11 protein-coding genes and 2 pseudogenes are annotated in these 17,640 nt (G+C 62.3%); all 13 read left to right on the top strand.

Annotated features, from left to right (window positions below; all coding sequences use genetic code 11):
* The first annotated feature begins 3 nt into the window (after positions 1–3).
* Positions 4–1,113 (top strand): cellulose synthase complex periplasmic endoglucanase BcsZ, encoded by a 1,110-nt coding sequence (bcsZ, locus tag LOY67_RS15895; protein WP_265063400.1) that lies wholly within the window; start codon positions 4–6, stop codon positions 1,111–1,113.
* The gene (locus tag LOY67_RS15890; RefSeq protein ID WP_265063399.1) at positions 1,101–4,256 is read left to right on the top strand and encodes a cellulose synthase subunit BcsC-related outer membrane protein; all 3,156 of its coding nucleotides are present in this window, start codon (positions 1,101–1,103) and stop codon (positions 4,254–4,256) included. Before bcsZ ends, LOY67_RS15890 begins: the two co-directional genes overlap by 13 nt.
* A gap of 37 nt (positions 4,257–4,293) precedes the next feature.
* Entirely contained in the window at positions 4,294–6,213 is a 1,920-nt protein-coding gene (locus tag LOY67_RS15885) for a diguanylate cyclase (protein WP_265063398.1), read from the top strand.
* A 154-nt stretch (positions 6,214–6,367) separates the two neighbouring features.
* Positions 6,368–7,009 (top strand): response regulator transcription factor, encoded by a 642-nt coding sequence (locus tag LOY67_RS15880; RefSeq protein WP_265063397.1) that lies wholly within the window; start codon positions 6,368–6,370, stop codon positions 7,007–7,009.
* Positions 7,010–8,096: 1,087 nt separating this feature from the next.
* Positions 8,097–8,726: pseudogene (locus tag LOY67_RS28585) on the top strand (methyl-accepting chemotaxis protein); the annotation flags it as partial.
* An 8-nt stretch (positions 8,727–8,734) separates the two neighbouring features.
* On the top strand, positions 8,735–9,103 hold the full coding sequence (locus LOY67_RS15870) for a response regulator (RefSeq protein WP_265063395.1): 369 nt from the start codon (positions 8,735–8,737) through the stop codon (positions 9,101–9,103).
* A gap of 22 nt (positions 9,104–9,125) precedes the next feature.
* The gene (locus LOY67_RS15865; protein ID WP_265063394.1) at positions 9,126–9,434 is read left to right on the top strand and encodes an STAS domain-containing protein; all 309 of its coding nucleotides are present in this window, start codon (positions 9,126–9,128) and stop codon (positions 9,432–9,434) included.
* A gap of 13 nt (positions 9,435–9,447) precedes the next feature.
* Positions 9,448–11,604 carry a chemotaxis protein CheA gene (locus LOY67_RS15860; protein WP_265063393.1) on the top strand — a complete coding sequence of 719 codons (2,157 nt, stop codon included), beginning with the start codon at positions 9,448–9,450 and terminating at the stop codon, positions 11,602–11,604.
* Between the two features lie 52 nt (positions 11,605–11,656).
* Entirely contained in the window at positions 11,657–13,300 is a 1,644-nt protein-coding gene (locus LOY67_RS15855; RefSeq protein ID WP_265063392.1) for a methyl-accepting chemotaxis protein, read from the top strand.
* A 4-nt stretch (positions 13,301–13,304) separates the two neighbouring features.
* Entirely contained in the window at positions 13,305–13,829 is a 525-nt protein-coding gene (locus LOY67_RS15850) for a chemotaxis protein CheW (RefSeq protein WP_265063391.1), read from the top strand.
* Positions 13,830–13,847: 18 nt separating this feature from the next.
* Positions 13,848–15,569, top strand: a pseudogene (locus tag LOY67_RS28580) (MCP four helix bundle domain-containing protein); the annotation flags it as partial.
* 90 nt (positions 15,570–15,659) lie between these two features.
* Positions 15,660–16,442, top strand: a complete 783-nt coding sequence (locus tag LOY67_RS28575; protein WP_413776219.1) for a methyl-accepting chemotaxis protein — start codon at positions 15,660–15,662, stop codon at positions 16,440–16,442.
* Positions 16,443–16,460: 18 nt separating this feature from the next.
* Positions 16,461–17,504 (top strand): chemotaxis protein CheW, encoded by a 1,044-nt coding sequence (locus tag LOY67_RS15840; protein WP_265063389.1) that lies wholly within the window; start codon positions 16,461–16,463, stop codon positions 17,502–17,504.
* Positions 17,505–17,640 lie beyond the last annotated feature (136 nt).

The following is a 17,640-nucleotide window of genomic DNA, read 5'->3' as shown; positions in this document are numbered from 1 at the left end:
CGGATGAAGGGTTTCGTGGTGCTGCTGTTGACGCTGAGTATCGTCGGCCCGGCAAGCGCGGCGCAGTGTGGCTGGCCGGCCTGGGAAAGCTACAAGCAGGCGTTGCTGAGCCCTGACGGCCGCGTGATCGATGCGTCCACCGAGCAGCAGGTCACGACCTCGGAAGGGCAGAGCTACGGCCTGTTCTTTGCGTTGTTGGCCAATGATCGGGCGACCTTCGCCCGGTTGCTGCGCTGGACCCGGGACAATCTGGCCGGCGGTGACCTGGCTCGCCAGTTGCCGGCCTGGCAATGGGGGCGTGACAAGGATGGGCGCTGGCAAGTGCTCGACCCCAACAATGCCAGCGATGCCGATCTGTGGATCGCCTACAGCCTGTTGGAAGCCGGAAGGCTATGGCGTCGACCCGAGTATGAAAAGCTGGGGCTCGATATGCTCTGGCTCAGCGCGGCGCAGAGCGTGCGCCAACTGCCGGGCCTTGGCCTGATGCTGCTGCCGGGAGGGCAGGGTTTCGACAGTGCCGACACCTGGCGCCTGAATCCCAGCTACCTGCCACCGCAACTGCTGGCGCGTTTTGCCCAGGTGGCGCCGGTCTGGGGCCAGCTTGCGGAGAATGCTCAACGGTTGCTGACGCAAGGCTCGCCCCAGGGTCTGGCCCCCGACTGGTTACTGTGGCGACGCGGGCAGGGCTGGGCCGTCGATAACGTGACGGGGCCCAAGGGCAGCTACGACGCGATCAGGGTTTATCTGTGGCTCGGCATGCTCGCCGAGGATGCACCGGGCCGGGCCGGGTTGCTCAAGCATTTCCAACCCATGGCAGACCTGACCGCTCGCCGGGGGGCGGTGCCGGAACTGCTCGACACCCAGAGCGGCGCCGACACCGGCAAAGGCCCGGTGGGTTTCTCGGCGGCACTGTTGCCCCTGCTTGCCAGTGCACCTGACGGTGCAGATACCTTGAAGGTGCAGCGTGAGCGGCTGCGTCAGGAACCGCCCGCGCCCGACGCGTATTACAACCGCTCGCTGCTGCTGTTCGGCCAGGGCTGGGATGAGCGGCGCTATCGCTTTGACAAGAACGGACGGTTGCTACCGGTTTGGGCCCCTGCATGCAAAAAATAAGTGGATGGGCGTTGTTGCTGGGTTGCCTGTGCGGCCCAGCGTTGGGCCAGGCGGCAGGCCAGGTCGATCAGCAACAGCGGTTCCTGGAGCAGATGCGCGTCGGCGAAGCACTGTATCGCGAAGACCTGGTGCGGGATGCATTGGCACGGCTGAACCTGATCGCCCCCGACCTGCCACCCGTGCTGGTCGCCGGGATCCGCCAGGCCCTGCTGCAAAATGATCAGGCGCGGGCCGGGCTGTTGCTGGAAAGATTGCAGCGTCAGGCGCCGGACTCTCCGGAGTGGGTCCAGGCACGAAGCCTGATGAAACTGCAAAGCGCCAACGGGCAGAAAGACTTGCATCAGGCACGGGCGCTGGCGGAAGCGGGGAAAGCGCAAGACGCCGTCGGGGTGTATCGACAACTCTTCGGCGATGCCCCGCCGGACCTTGGCAGTGCCCTGGAATATTGGCGGGCCCGCGGCGCCGTGGCTGGTCAGCAGACAACGGCCATCGAACAGTTGCGGGTACTGGACCGTCAGTATCCGGGGAACGCAGGGCTGCAAGTGGTGCTGGCCAATCTGCTGTTCGAGCAGAAAAAGGACGCCGAGGGCCTGGCGATCCTGCACCGCCTGGCGAATGATCCGTCGGCGAGCAATACCGCTGCCGAGCAAGAATACAACTACCTGAGTCGTCAACCGGTCAGCCCCGCGGGCGTGAAGGGTTGGCAGGATTTTCTCGCTCGCTACCCTGATTCATCCCTCAGGAACAAAGCCACCGGGCAACTACAGCTCCAGCAACAGCGAATTGCCGATCCGGCGTGGCGGGTCACGGTGAAGCCGCCGCCGTACGTCGACCCTTACTGGAGTCTGTTGCGCCAGGGTGATCAGGCCATGCGGCGCAAAGACCTGGTCGGTGCCGAGAAAGCCTACAAGCGGGCCGGTAGAGTGAAACCGAACGATCCCTGGGCGTTGGTCCGGCTGTCTACCGTTGCCCAGGCCAAGGCTGATGACATTGCCGCCGAGGCTCTGCTGTTGCGGGCGCACCGATTGCAACCGGCAAGCGCGCCTGTGACACAAGCGCTGGTGGGTTTCTACCAGGCGCACGCACCGCAGAAGCTGGAAGCCTTTCTCGATACGCTGCCACCCGCGCGGCAGCGTGAATTCGCTGCATTGCGCCAGCGCCTGGTCCTGGCGCGGCTGAGTGCCCAGGCTGATGCGGCCGAAAAAAGGGCTGAGTGGGCGCAGGTCAACCACTTGCTGATCAAGGCCCGGACGCTCGATCCGAACGATCCGTGGCTGGCCTTTCGGTTGGCCAAGGCCCAGCAGGCGCTGGGGCAGACCGGCGCGGCGGATGACACGTTGCGCGACCTCATGCAGCGTCAGGCCCATAACCCCGAGGCGCTTTACGCCCATGCCCTGTACCTGTCCGGCAATGGCGCTGACGGGGCGGCACTGGATGAGCTTGGGCGCATTCCGAAATCGGCCTGGAACCAAGGGATGCGCGATCTGGATGACCAGATACGCCATCGCCAGGCGTTGCAACAGGCCCGACAAATTGCCGAAACGCAACTGGGCTTGATTGAAACCTTGATCGCCAAGGGTCAGACGCATTCGGCACAGCAGAAGCTGGAACAACTGACCGAGCCACCCGCAGAGCCCGACTATCGACGACGCCTGGCCAATGCCTGGGCCGCCGTGGGCAACGTTGAAAAGGCCAAGGCTCTGTTCACGCAACTGCTGGACGCAACCCCGAATGATGCGCTGGCGTATCGCGACGGCGCCCGGTTGATAGCGAAAGAGCAACCGCAACGGGCGCTGGATCATTACGCACACGCCATGGCCGCGGCGGGACTGCTCACGCCGGTCGAGGCCGATCCGCGGGATGACCGTGCGATGACCCTCGCCAGCCGGAAGAAGGATGCCGACGATTGGCTGCCGGGCAGCCTGCGCAGTGATGTCGACAGGTTGTATCAGCGGCAGAATCCGACGGTGAATCTCTACCATGACTACACCTGGCGCAATGACGACAACGTCCCGGGTCTTTCCGACCTGACCACCCAGACCACCATCCTGCGCATCGACGCGCCACTGGGCGAAGGCCAGGGTTTTGTCCAGGCCGAGAATGTCGATCTGGATGCCGGTCGTTTCGACACCGATGCCGACGGGTTGCATCGGGAACGATTCGGTACCTGTGCGATTCGCTTGCGTAACCGAGCGACGGGAGTGGTGCAGCCCAACGGGTGTCCTGGCGATACGCAAAGCGCCCGCGGCAATGGGTTGGCGATCGGTTGGCATGACGATCACTGGGCGCTGGATGTCGGTCATTCCCCCGAGGGGTTCGAGGTGTCGAACTGGCTGGGCGGCGTCAGCTTCGCCAGCGACTGGAACACCCTGGGCTGGAAGCTGACGGCATCCCGTCGGTCAATGGGCAATTCGCTGCTGTCCTACGCCGGGGCGGTCGACCCGGTCACCGGTATCCGTTGGGGCGGCGTCACCGCCAATGGCCTGACCCTCGATCTGAGTCACGACACCGGTGGCGTGGACGGTGTCTGGGCCAGCCTCGGTGCTCATTGGCTGCGTGGCGAAAACGTCGCCGACAACCAGCGGCGCTCGGCGATGGCCGGCTATTACTACAAGCTGATCGAGCGCGCCGACGAGCGACTGCGCACCGGCCTGACCGTGATGTACTGGGGCTACGACAAGGACCTGAGCGAGTACACCCTGGGGCAGGGCGGCTACTACAGTCCACAGCAATATTATTCGATCGGTGTTCCGCTCAATTACGCCTGGCGCAATGCGCAGTGGTCGGTGCGGCTGGAAAGCTCCCTCGGCTGGGCCTACGCAAAGACCCGCGCCAGCGAGCTCTATCCCCTGGACGGCGAGGCGGCGCAATGGCTGAACAGCGTTGAGCAGGCCGGCTTCGATATCGCCGATGACCGCACCAAGGGTGCCGCCACCACCAGCGGCGCCAACGTGCGCCTGCAGGGGTTCGTTGAGCGGCGTCTCTCGGATCATCTGGTGCTGGGTGGCGGGTTGACCTGGCAGCACAGCGAAGACTACGCGCCGAGCCGTGCGCTGTTGTATCTGCGCTATACCTTCGACCCATGGCAGGGCAACCTGCCTTTGCCGGTCGAGCCGATAACGCCCTATGTGGATTGGCGCTGAGCGCAGGGTCGTCGAAAAGTTGAAAGGAGACGCTGAAATGGTGCAAACAGAGCCGGGATTCAAATCCAGCAAGGGGTCACTCACATCCCGAGCCTTGCGTCTGGCCGTGGTGCGGATCGGTCTGGTGGCATTGTGTGCCGGGGCGGTTTCTTATTATGTGAACATGTATTCGCTGGAGACGGCGGCGACCACGCAACTGCTGCTGTCGACCGAGCAGACGTTGCAGCGCGAAGCCCTGCCGTTCGATGAAATCAAGGATTTGCAGCGCAACTTCCTGAATGAATTCAAGGACACGCTAGCCCGGCCAGGCATGGCGGCCACCCTGGCGCAGGACTTCGACCGGATCTTCTACCGTCACGAGGACGGCTCCTATACGCAGCGTCCGATGCTGTTCGAAGGCGAACCCCTGCCAGACGGCCGTCGGTTCGCCGGCATGTCAGCCACCTACGCGCCCGACATTCCACCCAACGATGATGTCAAGGCACGGTTTGCCCTGTCTTATATCCTGTCCCACAAATACGGTTCCAGCGCCCAGGGGCGGCTGTTCAACTTCTATGGCGTGGTGCCGGAGAAAGGCTTCCCCATCTACCAGCAGGCGGATATCGCCAAGGTCTTCACCTATTCGGGGCCGGATGCCCTGAAGCTGGAAACCTACGAGTTCTACGAGCGCGGCTTCGCGACACCCGGCAACGAAACCCTGTTCACCCGTATGTACTGGGATGCTTCCAACAATGCCTGGATGACCACGATTGCCACACCTGACGTGGCCGATGCCTCCGGCAAGCACCAGATCCTGGCCTGTGTCGATGTGCTGCTCGATGAACTGATGAAGCGTACTGCCAAGCCCTTCGTGAACGGTGCCTACAGCACCATGTTCATCGCTGATGAGGACGGCACCCTGGTCTACTACCCGGGCCAGATGGACCAGGTCAAAAGCAGCGAAGGCAAGGCTTCGATTCGCTCGCTCAAGTTGACCGGCGACTATCCGTTGCTCGAGGCTGTTGCTTCACTGACGCCCGGCCAGGCGAAAGTGGTGCAGACCCGCGACGACATTGTCGCGATGGGCATCGTTCCCGGTACGCCCTGGGTCCTGGCCGTGCACTTTCCCCGGGCGCAGATGATCCCGGCGATTTTTGACAACCTGCTCATCGTGATCGCTCTCGGGCTTCTGACCCTGCTGGTGGAGATCTTCATCCTGCGCTCCATCCTGCAGAAGCAGGTGGCTATTCCTCTGTTTCGGCTGATCCAGGCCACGCGCTCGCTCGGTCTGTCCAAGGAGCGCCTGAGCCGTGACACCTTGCCGATCCGTTCCGCCGACGAGATCGGTGAGCTGGCCCGGGACTTTGCCAAGATGGCGGAGAGGATCCAGGATGCACAGGAACAATTGGAGCTCAAGGTCAAGGACCGTACCGCCGCACTCGAGGAAGCCAATCGCCAACTGGTCGTGCTGAGTACGACCGACGGCTTGACCGGCATTGCCAACCGCCGGCATTTCGATGAAACACTGGTCAACGAATGGCGTCGCTCGGTGCGGGCGGGAACGCTGCTGTCGCTGATGCTGGTCGATGTGGATCACTTCAAGAAATACAACGACCATTACGGGCACCAGGCCGGTGACGATTGCCTGCGCAGCGTCGCCAATGCGCTCAAGGCTCACGCCCAGCGGGCGGGCGACCTGGTGGCGCGTTATGGCGGCGAAGAGTTCGTGCTCATCACCACGACGCCCAACCTCGACACGGCGCTACAGCATGCCCACGCGCTGGGTAAGTCCGTGGAAGCCATGGCGCTGCCCCATGCCCTGTCGCCGTTCGGCGTCGTGACCGTGAGCATTGGCCTGGCGGTCATGGTGCTCATGGACGAGCGGACGGCACAGGATCTGCTCAAGCAAGCGGACCAGGCCCTCTACAAGGCCAAGGCCCAGGGACGCAACCAGGCCGTTCTGGCAAACATTGTGTAACCCTGCACGGGTAGGCATTCGCCTACCTGTGACAGTGGTTTCCTACTGAAAAACCAGCGCCCCCTGATAGATGGCTGAGTAACGCCCATGCCAACCTGAATTCGATGTACCCCTGCCGCTTACCCGGCTCGTTCAGTCAGCGCGTCCATTATCCATGAGCAAAAAAATCCGTCTGTTGGTTGCCGATGACCACGCCATCATGCGCGAGGGCTTGAAGCAGCTCTTTGCCCTGGCGGGTGACCTGCAGGTCGTGGCCGAAGCCGAGAACGGTGCCATGGTGCTGGAGCGGTTGCAGCGAGGCGGCATCGACCTGTTGCTGCTCGATATGAACATGCCGGGTATCAGTGGCGCTGATCTGGTGACGCACATCCGTGCTCACTATCCAGATCAGAAAGTGTTGGTGCTGAGCGTGCACAACGAACCCCAGATCGCCCAGCACACCCTCAGGGCCGGCGCCACCGGTTATCTGTGCAAGATGTGCTCGCTGCCGACCCTGCTGGATGCGGTCCGGCGTGTGGCCGGCGGGATGCGTTTCATCGATCCGCAGATAGCCGAACGCATCGCCCTCGAAGTCAGCGGGTTGAAACAGCAATCCCATCAGCACACCCTTACCGAGCGTGAATTCCAGATCCTGCTCCTGTTCGCCCGTGGCGCCAGCGTGACCCGTATCGCCGAGACGCTGAGCATCAGCCACAAGACCGTCAGCACCCATAAATCGCGGCTGATGGAAAAGATGGGGTTTTCCAGCAATGCCGAGATTGTGCGCTTTGCCGTGAGCCAGCGCCTGATTGATTGATCGGGCTGGCGCAAACCAGGCAAACACTGAAACTTCTGTGGGAACGAGCCTGCTCGCGAAGGCGGCCTGACAGCCGACCTGGCTCTTTCGGGTGTACGCCAATCCTATTGTGGGAGCGAGCTTGCTCGCGAAGGCGAGCTGACAGCCGACCTGTTTCTCCCGGCTGCATCCGATTCCCTGTGGGAGCGAGCCTGCTCGCGATGGCGGCAGTAAAGTCGCTATCGATTCAATCTGGCTCTCCGCTATCGCGAGCAAGCTCGCTCCCACAAAGTCCAGCGGGCTGATGGGTACCTCGCGTCTTCCGTCTACAGGCATCACATCAGGTAGGGAAATGCCTACCTACATCGCTGTGGAGCCTACCCAAAAACCAGCAACGCCCGATGGTTGCTTGCGCACCTGCCCGGCATCATCAGCGAATGGCATTTTGCCTGCTTCTTTGACGCAAGGTTTTTGACGCAAGACTACAAGCGTCCGCATCTGCTGGCAGGTCCGGTCACGGACGGAGAGTTTACATTTGAGCGCAACAATCGAAGCCCCCAACCCTGCACCCGGACTGCCCTTGGCGGTCCTGGCATTGTCGCTACTGGGCGCCGCCAGCGTATTGGTGGTCGGTGCGTTGGACACCCTGTCCATAGGGCTGGCCGTTCTGCTCCTGGCAATGGGCACGGCTATCGCCCTCTACTGTCATTCGCACCACCGTGCCCTGCGGCAGGCCCTGGAGTCGGTCGGCAGAACATCGATGGCGTTGACGGCCCACGCTGAAACTTCCACCAGCCGCGACGGCCTGGAATCGGTGTGCCGCGGTGTGTTGCCGGTCTGGTCGGGGCAGATCGAGGTCGCCCGCAGCCTCACCGAAGACTCCATCACGTCGCTGGCTGCGCGTTTTGCCGACATATCCCTGCGGGTCGAACGTGCCGTTTCCAGCACGCGAGAGGGTGCCGACGAGGAGGGTGGGCTGGTCGAATTGTTCGGTGCCAGTCAGCGTGAACTCGACGACATCGTCGCTTCGCTGCGTGCCGCGCTGACGACCAAGGAGACACTGCTGCACGAGGTGATGGCGCTCGCAGGCCTGACCGAGCAGTTGCAGTCGATGGCCCTGGACGTTGGCAATATCGCCAAGCAGACCAACCTGGTTGCCCTCAATGCCGCCATCGAGGCGGCCCGTGCCGGTGAAATCGGTCGCGGCTTCGCCGTGGTGGCGGATGAGATTCGCAAGTTGTCCAGTCTCTCCGGCGACACCGGCAAGCGCATCGGTGAAACCGTGGACACCGTGAGCTCGGCCATTGCCAACACCTTGGCGATTTCCCGCCGGTATGCCGAGCAGGACGAGGCGACCGTGAACAACTCCAGCGAGGTCATCGAGCAGGTGATCCAGCGCTTTCGCAGTGCCACCACCGAACTCTTCGATTCCTCCCATGAGCTGCGTCAGGAAAGCCAATCCGTCGGCCGGGAAATTGCCCAGGTGCTGGTCGACCTGCAATTCCAGGATCGCGTCAGCCAGGTGCTGAGTCTGGTCCGCAACGACCTTGAAAAACTGCATGACAGCCTTGCCCAAGGTCTGCGCGACGGTGGCGCGGGGTCTGCATTGACGCCGCTTGACGCCGACGCCTGGCTGGAGCAACTGGCCCGCACCTACACCATGCCCGAGCTGCACGACGTGCACCGGGGCAAGGGCCAGGGTGCCTCCAGCAACGAATCCGAAATCACTTTCTTCTAGGAACCACCATGGCCAAGACCATCATGATCGTCGACGACTCCGCCTCCCTGCGCCAGGTCGTCAGCATTGCCCTGAAAAGCGCCGGTTACGACACCGTCGAAGCCTGCGATGGCAAAGACGCCTTGAGCAAACTCGACGGTCGCAAGCTGCACCTGATCATCAGCGACGTGAACATGCCGAACATGGACGGTCTGTCCTTTGTCCGTGCAGCCAAGCAGTTGCCGGCCTACAAGTTCACCCCGGTGATCATGCTCACCACCGAAGTCAGCGACGCCAAGAAGCAGGAAGGCCAGGCGGCGGGTGCCAAGGCCTGGGTAGTCAAGCCCTTCCAGCCGGCACAGATGCTCACCGCGGTTTCCAAACTCGTACTGCCGTAAGCCGACCTGGGGTCCGAAGCCAATGAGCAACGCCGTTCATCAGCGCATCGCCATCGAGGGCGAGCTGAGCATCTACACCGCAGCCGAATGGAAAAAACGCCTGGACGACCTGATCGGCGAGGGCGGCGACCTGGACCTCGATCTGAGCGCCGTGCAGGAACTGGATACGGCCGGATTGCAACTGTTGATCATGGCCAAGAAAGCCGTCTCTGCCCGCAGTGGACAATTGCGCCTGAGCAATCACAGCCATGCGGTGCTGGAAGTGTTCGCGCTGTGCGGCATGGCTGCGTTCTTCGGCGACGCAATCGCGTCGCAACCGAACTGTCTGTGAGAGGGCTGCGACCATGAACCTGGATGATGCCCAACAGACGTTCATCATTGAAAGCCTCGAACTGCTGCAACAGATGGAAGACGCTCTGTTGTACGTCGAGAATGCCCCGGACGACCCCGATACGATCAATGCGATTTTTCGCGCTGCGCACACCATCAAGGGCTCGGCCGGCCTGTTCGGCCTGGACGACATCGTGGCCTTCACCCATGTCGCCGAAAGTGTGCTGGACCGCGTTCGCGACAGGCAGTTGCATTTCGATAAGGTGTTGATCGCGCTGTTCCTGCAGGTCTGCGATCACATTGGCGTGCTGGTGAAACTGGTGGCCGATAACAACCGGCCGGCGGCGCCATCCGTGCAGGGCGATGGTGCCCGTCTGCTCGGCGAATTGCGAGAGCTGTTGGGCGAGGCTGCGGTACCGGAAGACAGCGTCATGGCACAGCAGGGCGCTGCGCTCCCGGCACATGAGCCTGGCGATGAAGACCGTGACGACACCGTGGAAAGCGATCACTGGCACATCTCCCTGCGTTTCGGCCGCGACCTGCTGCGCAACGGTATGGACCCGCTGTCGTTCATACGTTACCTGGCGACGCTGGGGCGCATCTGCAACATCGCGACCCTCACCGACAACCTCCCGGACGCGCTGGAGATGGATCCGGAAAGCTGTTACCTGGGCTTCGAGATCGGCCTGCACAGCGATGCCGACCAGGCCACCATCGAGGGCGCTTTCGAGTTCATCCGCGAAGACTGCCAGGTGCATATCCTGCCGCCGCGCAACAATACCCAGGAATACCGGCAACTGATTCAAGCGCTGCCGGAAGAGAATCTGCGCCTGGGCGAGATTCTGCTCATCCGCTGCGGCACGCTCTCGGTCACCGAGCCGGACGATGCAGCGCCTGAGCAGGCTCCCGATCCGGTGCCGGTTGCCGCGCAGCCTATGCCCGCCATGATCGCTGAGGCTCCCTCGAAGGCCCAGCCGTCGGCCAAGGACAACGGCAAGAAGGAAAACAATCTGATCCGCGTCGATGCCGGCAAGCTCGATCAGTTGATCAACCTGGTGGGTGAATTGATCATCGCCGGCGCCAGTGCCAACCTCGCGGCCCGTAATGCAGGCGCCAGCGAGCTGGTGGAAGCCACCGCGGTGCTCGCGCGTCTGGTGGAAGAAGTCCGCGACTCGGCATTGACCCTGCGCATGGTGCAGATCGGTTCCACCTTCAACCGTTTCCAGCGTGTGGTGCGCGACGTTTCCAAAGAGCTGGGCAAGGACATTCGCCTGGACATCAGTGGCGGCGAAACCGAGCTGGACAAGACCGTGGTGGAGCGCATCGGCGATCCACTCACGCATCTGGTGCGCAACGCCATGGACCATGGCATCGAGCCCGCCGACGTCCGTGTGGCCCAAGGCAAACCGGCCCAGGGCACCCTGAGCCTGAACGCTTATCACGACGCCGGCAGTATCGTGATTGAAGTCGCCGATGATGGCGGTGGCCTGAACAAGGCCAGGATCCTTGGCAAGGCTATCGAGCGTGGCCTGGTCAGCGAGGGCCAACACCTGGCGGACAAGGACATCTTCAACCTGATCTTCGAGCCTGGCTTCTCCACTGCGCAGCAGATCAGCAACCTTTCCGGTCGCGGCGTCGGCATGGACGTGGTCAAGCGCAACATCACCGCCCTGCGCGGTAGCGTCGAGCTGGACAGCGTCGAGGGGCAGGGCACCACGTTGCGCATCCGCCTGCCGCTGACCCTGGCGATCATCGACGGTTTCATGGTCAGCGTCGACGGCGCCAGCTACGTGATCCCCCAGGACATGGTGGTGGAGTGCATCGAGCTGCCGGCCGACGACGGGCTCGACTACCTCAATCTGCGCGGCGAGGTGCTGCCATTCATCCGCCTGCGGGAGTTGTTCGCTATCGAAGGCATGCCACCGCGCAGGGAGAACGTGGTGGTGGTGCAGTTCGGCGGGCAGCGCGCCGGGCTGGTGGTGGATCGCCTGCTGGGTGAGTTCCAGACCGTGATCAAGCCGCTGGGCAAGGTGTTCGGGCAGATCGGCGGGATTGGCGGCTTCACCATTCTTGGCAGCGGCGAAGTGGCGCTGATCCTGGATGTTTCAGGGTTGGTCAAGCAAGTCGTGGGCAGGCGACAGCGGGCCGTCTCTGACGGTTGGCGTTCGTGACGTGCGTTGCCGTAGATATCCCTCAGTTATCCAATAAAAAAGAGAACCCATGATGAGCACTTCTTCCAGTATGAGGGTCGGCACCAAGCTCGGTCTGGGCTACGCCGGCATGCTTTTGATGATGTTGATGCTGGCACTCAGCAGCATGAACGGTCTGTTCAACGTGCACATGATCGTGGACGACATCACCGGCAATGCCTACCCGAAGGTTCAGATCAGCAACGACATCAGCAGCGGTGTGGTCGACACCAGTACCACGCTGCGCGATCTGATCCTCAAGACCGATGAGCCAGCGATGAAACAGCTTCGCGATCAATTCCTGGCGACTCGCAAGGAACAGTCTGCACGGATGGACAGGCTGGAGAAGTTGCTTGACAACCGGCAGGAGCAGGATCTGTTCAATAGTATAAAAAGTGCTCGCGCGAGTTATAACCAGAACGTGGATCGCGTGGTGGAGCTGGCATCCGCCAACGTGAACGACCAGGCCAGCGAGGTGCTTTATGGTGACCTGGCGCGGGCACAGGCAGATTACGCCAAGCTGGTCAGCGACATGGTCGAGCTGCAGGAAGCGTCTTTCTCTGATAATGACAAGCAGGAGCAAGCCGAGTACGACCGCACGCGGCTGATTTCCTTCACCCTGCTTGGCGTGGCGCTGGTTATCGGTATCGGTCTGGCACTCTGGATTACCCGCAGTCTGGTCCGGCAGTTGGGCGGTGAGCCGCAATTCGCCGCCGACATCACCCGGCGTATTGCCGAGGGCGATCTCAGCGTAACGATTCCTCTGCGTAATAACGATACCGGTAGCCTGCTTGCGGCCATGAAAGGCATGGTCGACAAGCTCTCGCAGATCATCGGTGAGGTACGTGGCTCAGCCAATGCCTTGAGCAGCGCCTCGGAGGAGGTGTCCTCCACTGCGCAATCAATGAGCCAGGCTTCCAGCGAACAAGCCGCCAGCGTCGAAGAAACCTCCGCGTCGGTGGAGCAGATGTCCGCCTCCATCGAACAGAACACCGAGAACGCCAGGGTCACCGATGGCATGGCCGGCAACGCCACCAAGCAGGCCCGTGAGGGAGGCGAGGCGGTCAAGGACACGGTTGCCGCGATGAAGAGCATTGCCGAGAAGATCGGCATCATCGACGACATTGCCTACCAGACCAATCTGCTGGCGCTCAACGCCGCCATCGAAGCCGCTCGCGCCGGCGAGCATGGCAAGGGTTTTGCCGTGGTCGCAGCCGAAGTGCGCAAGCTGGCCGAACGCAGTCAGGTCGCCGCCCAGGAAATCGGTGAAGTCGCCAAGGGCTCGGTGGCACTGGCTGAGCGTGCCGGCAGCCTGCTCGACGAGATCGTGCCCGGCATCGCCAAGACCAGCGAACTGGTGCAGGAAATCGCCGCCGCTTCGCAAGAACAATCCAGCGGTGCGGGCCAGATCAACACGGCGATGAACCAACTCAACCAGATCACCCAGCAGAACGCCTCGGCTTCCGAGGAACTGGCCGCCACCGCCGAGGAAATGAGCGGGCAGGCCGAGCAACTGCAACAGCTGATGAGCTTTTTCACCCTCGCCGGCAATGGCGAAAACGAACGCAACCTGCGCAGCAGGCCCACCGCGATCGCACCTGCGCCGATGCCGGGCCGGGCGACCGCCAGCCTGCGCGAATCGGCCGTGCCGGCCGGTTTCGTACGTTTCCAGGATTGATGCGATGAACCAGGCGAGCAAGATGAAAAGCCCCGACAACGTGCCGGAGACCCGGCAATACCTGACCTTCACCCTGGCCGGCGAAACATTCGCCGTGGGCACCCTCAGCGTCAAGGAGATCATCGAATACGGCCAGCTCACCGGCGTGCCGATGATGCCGCCGAGCATCCGTGGGGTGATCAACCTGCGTGGGGCCGTGGTGCCGGTGATCGACCTGGGTGCACGCTTCGGCGGCCGGCAGACCGAGGTCGGTCGGCGCACCTGCATTGTCATCCTGGAAGTGGACCACGCCGACGAACAACAGGTGATCGGTGTGCTGGTGGACGCGGTGAACGAAGTGCTGGAAATCGCGCCGGCCGACATCGAGCCGCCGCCGGCCTTCGGTGCCCATATCCGTACCGACTTCATCCAGGGCATGGGCAAGGTTGGCGGACACTTTGTCATCCTCCTGGACATCGGCCGGGTGCTTTCGGTGGATGAACTCGCCGTGTTGGCCCAGGTTGCCGGGAGCCCGACCACCAACGAGTAAGGCGACACCCCGTTAGCAATGCGCTCCCTGTCACTTAGAAATGGAAAGACCATGTTCAAGAATATGCGTGTCGGCGTTCGCCTGACCCTTGGTTTCACCGCCGTGCTGACCCTTACCGCCATGCTCGCCTATATGGGCATCCAGAGCATGCAAGACATCAAGGGTGACCTCGACGAAGTCTCCAGCCTGCGCCTGAACCGCATCCTGCAGGTCGCCACGCTGCGTAACCAGATGAATATCGTCGCTCGCACCAGTCGCGACATCGTCCTGACCAGCGATGCGGAGCGCAACCGCAGGGAAGGCGAGCGTCTTCTGGCGGCCCGGAGCACGTTCGACAAAGTGCTCAACGACATGGAAAACGGCGTGTCCACGGACGAAGCCAAGCAGATCTCGGCTGAGATCCGTGCGCGTTTCCAGAGTGCTGTACCGCTGCTGGACAAGGCGTTGAAACTGGCCGCCGACAACCAGCATGAAGAGGCCGGCGATGTCCTGACCGGCGAGGTGACAGCAGCGCAGGATGCTCTGTTCAGGGCGCTCGACGCGATGATGGCCTACCAGCAACGTAAAACCGAAGAGGCCGTCGGACAGTCCGCACAAAACTATAGCCGCAGCGTCCAGATGATGCTCGCCTTGTTGGGGAGCGTCATCGTGTTGGGCGGGTTGATCGCCTTCATCATCACCCGCTCGATCACGCGCCCGCTGCACGATGTCATGACCGCTGCCAATCGCCTCGCCGAAGGCAATCTGAGCAAGGGCAGCAGCAGTGATCGTCGTGACGAGACCGGTTTGCTGGGCAATGCTATCCAGCGCGCCTGTACCGTATTGCAGACGCTGATGGCCGACATGAACCGCATGTCCGCCGAGCACGACAAGGGCGATATCGACGTACAGGTCGACACCTCCCAGTACCGCGGGGCCTACAAGGACATGGCCGAAGGCGTCAACACCATGGTGCGCGGCCACATCGCCGCCAAGCAGAAGGCCATGCAATGCGTCATGGAGCTGGGCAACGGCAACCTCGATGTGTTCCTGGAACAGTTGCCCGGCAAGAAGGCGTTCATCAACGAGGCCATCGAAACCACGCGCCAGCAGTTGAAGAACGCCGCGGCCGCCGCCGATGTCGCGACCAACCTCAAGACCACCCTGGACAACGCGTCGGTCAACGTGATGATGGCGGACAACGACGGCATCATCCGTTACATGAACCGTTCCACCGAAGCCCTGATGCGCTCGTCCGAAGCCAATATGCGCAAGGTGCTGCCGCAGTTCAGCGCGGACAAGATCATCGGCGCGAACTTCGACATCTTCCACAAGAACCCCAGTCATCAGCGCAATCTCTTGAGCAGTTTGCGCGGCACCCACGTCGCCCAGGTGCCGGTCGGCGACATGGTCTTCAGGCTCAGTGCCAGTCCGATCTACAACCCCGATGGTGCTCGTCTGGGCACGGTGTTGGAGTGGATCGACCGCACGGCGGAAGTGAACGCCGAGCAGGAGATCGTCAACGTGGTCGCGGCCGCCGCCGCAGGGGATTTCTCCGGGCGTGTGGCGAGTGAAGACAAGACCGGCTTCTACAAACTGGTGGCCGAAGGCATGAACCAGATTGTCAGTACCGCCGACAACGCGCTCAAGGATGTGCTGCGTGTCCTCAACGGCCTGGAACAGGGTGATCTGACCCAGGGGATCGACAAGCAGTACCAGGGCACGTTCGAAGCCCTCAAGAGCGCGGTCAATAACACCATCACCACGCTGTCGAGCATCATTGGTGAAGTCAACAGCACCACCGGGCATATCGCGTCGGCCAGCGAGGAGGTCAGTTCCACCGCGTTGTCCATGAGCCAGGCTGCCAGCGAGCAAGCCGTCAGCGTTGAAGAAACCTCCGCGTCGGTGGAGCAGATGTCCGCCTCCATCGAGCAGAACAGCGAGAACGCCCGGGTTACCGACGGCATGGCCGGCAATGCCGCCCGGCAAGCGGTCGAGGGCGGTGAGGCTGTCAAGGACACGGTCCGGGCGATGAAGAGCATCGCCGAGAAAATCGGCATCATCGATGACATCGCCTACCAGACCAACCTGCTGGCCCTCAACGCCGCCATCGAAGCTGCCCGCGCCGGCGAGCATGGCAAAGGCTTTGCCGTGGTCGCCGCTGAAGTGCGCAAGCTGGCCGAGCGCAGCCAGGTCGCCGCCCAGGAAATCGGTGAAGTGGCCAAGGGTTCGGTGGCATTGGCCGAACGCGCCGGCAGCCTGCTCGACGAGATCGTGCCTGGCATCGCCAAGACCAGCGACCTGGTACAGGAAATCTCCGCCGCCTCCGAGGAGCAGTCCACGGGGGTCAACCAGATCAACACGGCGATGAACCAGCTCAACCAGATCACCCAGCAGAACGCCTCGGCCTCCGAGGAACTGGCCGCCACCGCCGAGCAGATGCGCGGCCAGGCCGAGCAACTGCAGCAGCGGATGAGTTTTTTCAGCCTGGACCATCAGGATGAAAGTGAGCGTGGGGTCTCGCCAATGGCCTTGAACAAACCTTCCGCGGTTGCGGCCCAGCCTGCGCTCAGCCGGGTGGCCGGGACCCGAGGCTCGGCCTTGCCGGCCGGTTTCGTGCGCTTTCAGGAATGACCAAGGTGAGTATGTGTAATGAAGCGTTTTAAGGGGGGCGTCATGCTTGGCGGTAGTGTCGCCATGCTGTCGCTGCTGGTGGTGCTGTTTGCGCTGATCAGTGAACTGGGGTTGTCGTTCTGGCTGTTGCTGGCGGTTGCCCCCGGTTTGGTGATGTTGGTGAGCATCGTGATCCACTACCGGCGCCACCCGTCTTGCGAAGTCAACCCTGGTCCACCCGGCGAGCCTCTTTGCGAACCTGCTCCCGATAGTCTTGAGCGGTTCCAGCGCAGTACGATGGAGCAGCTTGCCGATATTTCCGCCGTTCTGGGCAGCCAACGGGTGACGCCCATGAAGGCGGGGCCGGTGGCGGCGCAATGGGTGGTCGCCAATGAGGCTGAGGCGCCGGCCAGCCCTCGGATATCCAACCCTGCCATTGCAACGCAACCTGATACGAACCCGGCGCAGGCGTTCGCCGATCTGGCGGACAAGATGCAGTACCTGGCGAATCTGACCACGCATATGCTGGAAAGAAGCCAGACCCTCAACCGCACTGTCGTCGAGCCGCGAGTGACCGTAAAGAACAGCACACTGGACAGCCAGTACCTTTCCTTCACACTCGACGGCATGGCCTTCGCGGTGAGCATGTTGCATGTACACGCCCTCATGGAGGCCACTCAACTCATTCCCAAGCCTGACCGGCCAGCGCAATCTCGCAGGGCGGTGAGGCTGGGCAGTTCATTGGTGCCGATCATTGACCTGGGCGTGCACTTCGCCGGGAAGCCCGTCAATATCGGGGCGAGCACCAGCATTATCGTGGTCGAAGTGCCGGTGGGCGATCGTTGGCAACGGGTCGGCCTGGTGGCCGACATGGCTGGAAGAATCCTCAATATTCCCTGGGGGCAGATCGAAGCACCTGTAATGTCGGGCGACGGGGTGGGCGACGAGCTCGTCCTTGGCATCGCCACGGTCAACAATCACAGAGTGACGCTGCTGGACATCGAGCGAGCCTTGCTGGTGAGTGAGTCCGGCGTGCTGCGCACATTGCCTCGGCCAGCAGAACAGCAAGAGTTGCCAACATGAGCCTGCGCCTGCGTCTTTTCCTGCTGGCCAGTGTGAGCAGCCTGCTCTTGCTGGTTCTCGGTGCCGTCGCCCTGTATCAGATGCAGAGCCTCAAGAACACCTTGGTCGACAGCCTCGACGCTTTCGATCAACAAAC

Source organism: Pseudomonas sp. B21-056, assembly GCF_026016325.1.
Taxonomy (GTDB): Bacteria; Pseudomonadota; Gammaproteobacteria; order Pseudomonadales; family Pseudomonadaceae; genus Aquipseudomonas.
The sequence above is the reverse complement of the archived record's forward strand: the minus strand, read 5'-3'. Positions and strand labels throughout refer to the sequence as shown.

Bases quoted from the DNA above. Each gene is read 5' to 3' on its own strand.
- LOY67_RS15860 (WP_265063393.1), top strand. From the start codon at position 9,448: ATGAACCTGGATGATGCCCAACAGACGTTCATCATTGAAAGCCTCGAA.
- LOY67_RS15890 (WP_265063399.1), top strand. From the start codon at position 1,101: ATGCAAAAAATAAGTGGATGGGCGTTGTTGCTGGGTTGCCTGTGCGGC.
- LOY67_RS28575 (WP_413776219.1), top strand. From the start codon at position 15,660: ATGAGCCAGGCTGCCAGCGAGCAAGCCGTCAGCGTTGAAGAAACCTCC.
- LOY67_RS15880 (WP_265063397.1), top strand. From the start codon at position 6,368: ATGAGCAAAAAAATCCGTCTGTTGGTTGCCGATGACCACGCCATCATG.
- LOY67_RS15855 (WP_265063392.1), top strand. From the start codon at position 11,657: ATGAGCACTTCTTCCAGTATGAGGGTCGGCACCAAGCTCGGTCTGGGC.
- LOY67_RS15840 (WP_265063389.1), top strand. From the start codon at position 16,461: ATGAAGCGTTTTAAGGGGGGCGTCATGCTTGGCGGTAGTGTCGCCATG.
- LOY67_RS15850 (WP_265063391.1), top strand. From the start codon at position 13,305: ATGAACCAGGCGAGCAAGATGAAAAGCCCCGACAACGTGCCGGAGACC.
- LOY67_RS15870 (WP_265063395.1), top strand. From the start codon at position 8,735: ATGGCCAAGACCATCATGATCGTCGACGACTCCGCCTCCCTGCGCCAG.
- LOY67_RS15885 (WP_265063398.1), top strand. From the start codon at position 4,294: ATGGTGCAAACAGAGCCGGGATTCAAATCCAGCAAGGGGTCACTCACA.
- bcsZ (WP_265063400.1), top strand. From the start codon at position 4: ATGAAGGGTTTCGTGGTGCTGCTGTTGACGCTGAGTATCGTCGGCCCG.
- LOY67_RS15865 (WP_265063394.1), top strand. From the start codon at position 9,126: ATGAGCAACGCCGTTCATCAGCGCATCGCCATCGAGGGCGAGCTGAGC.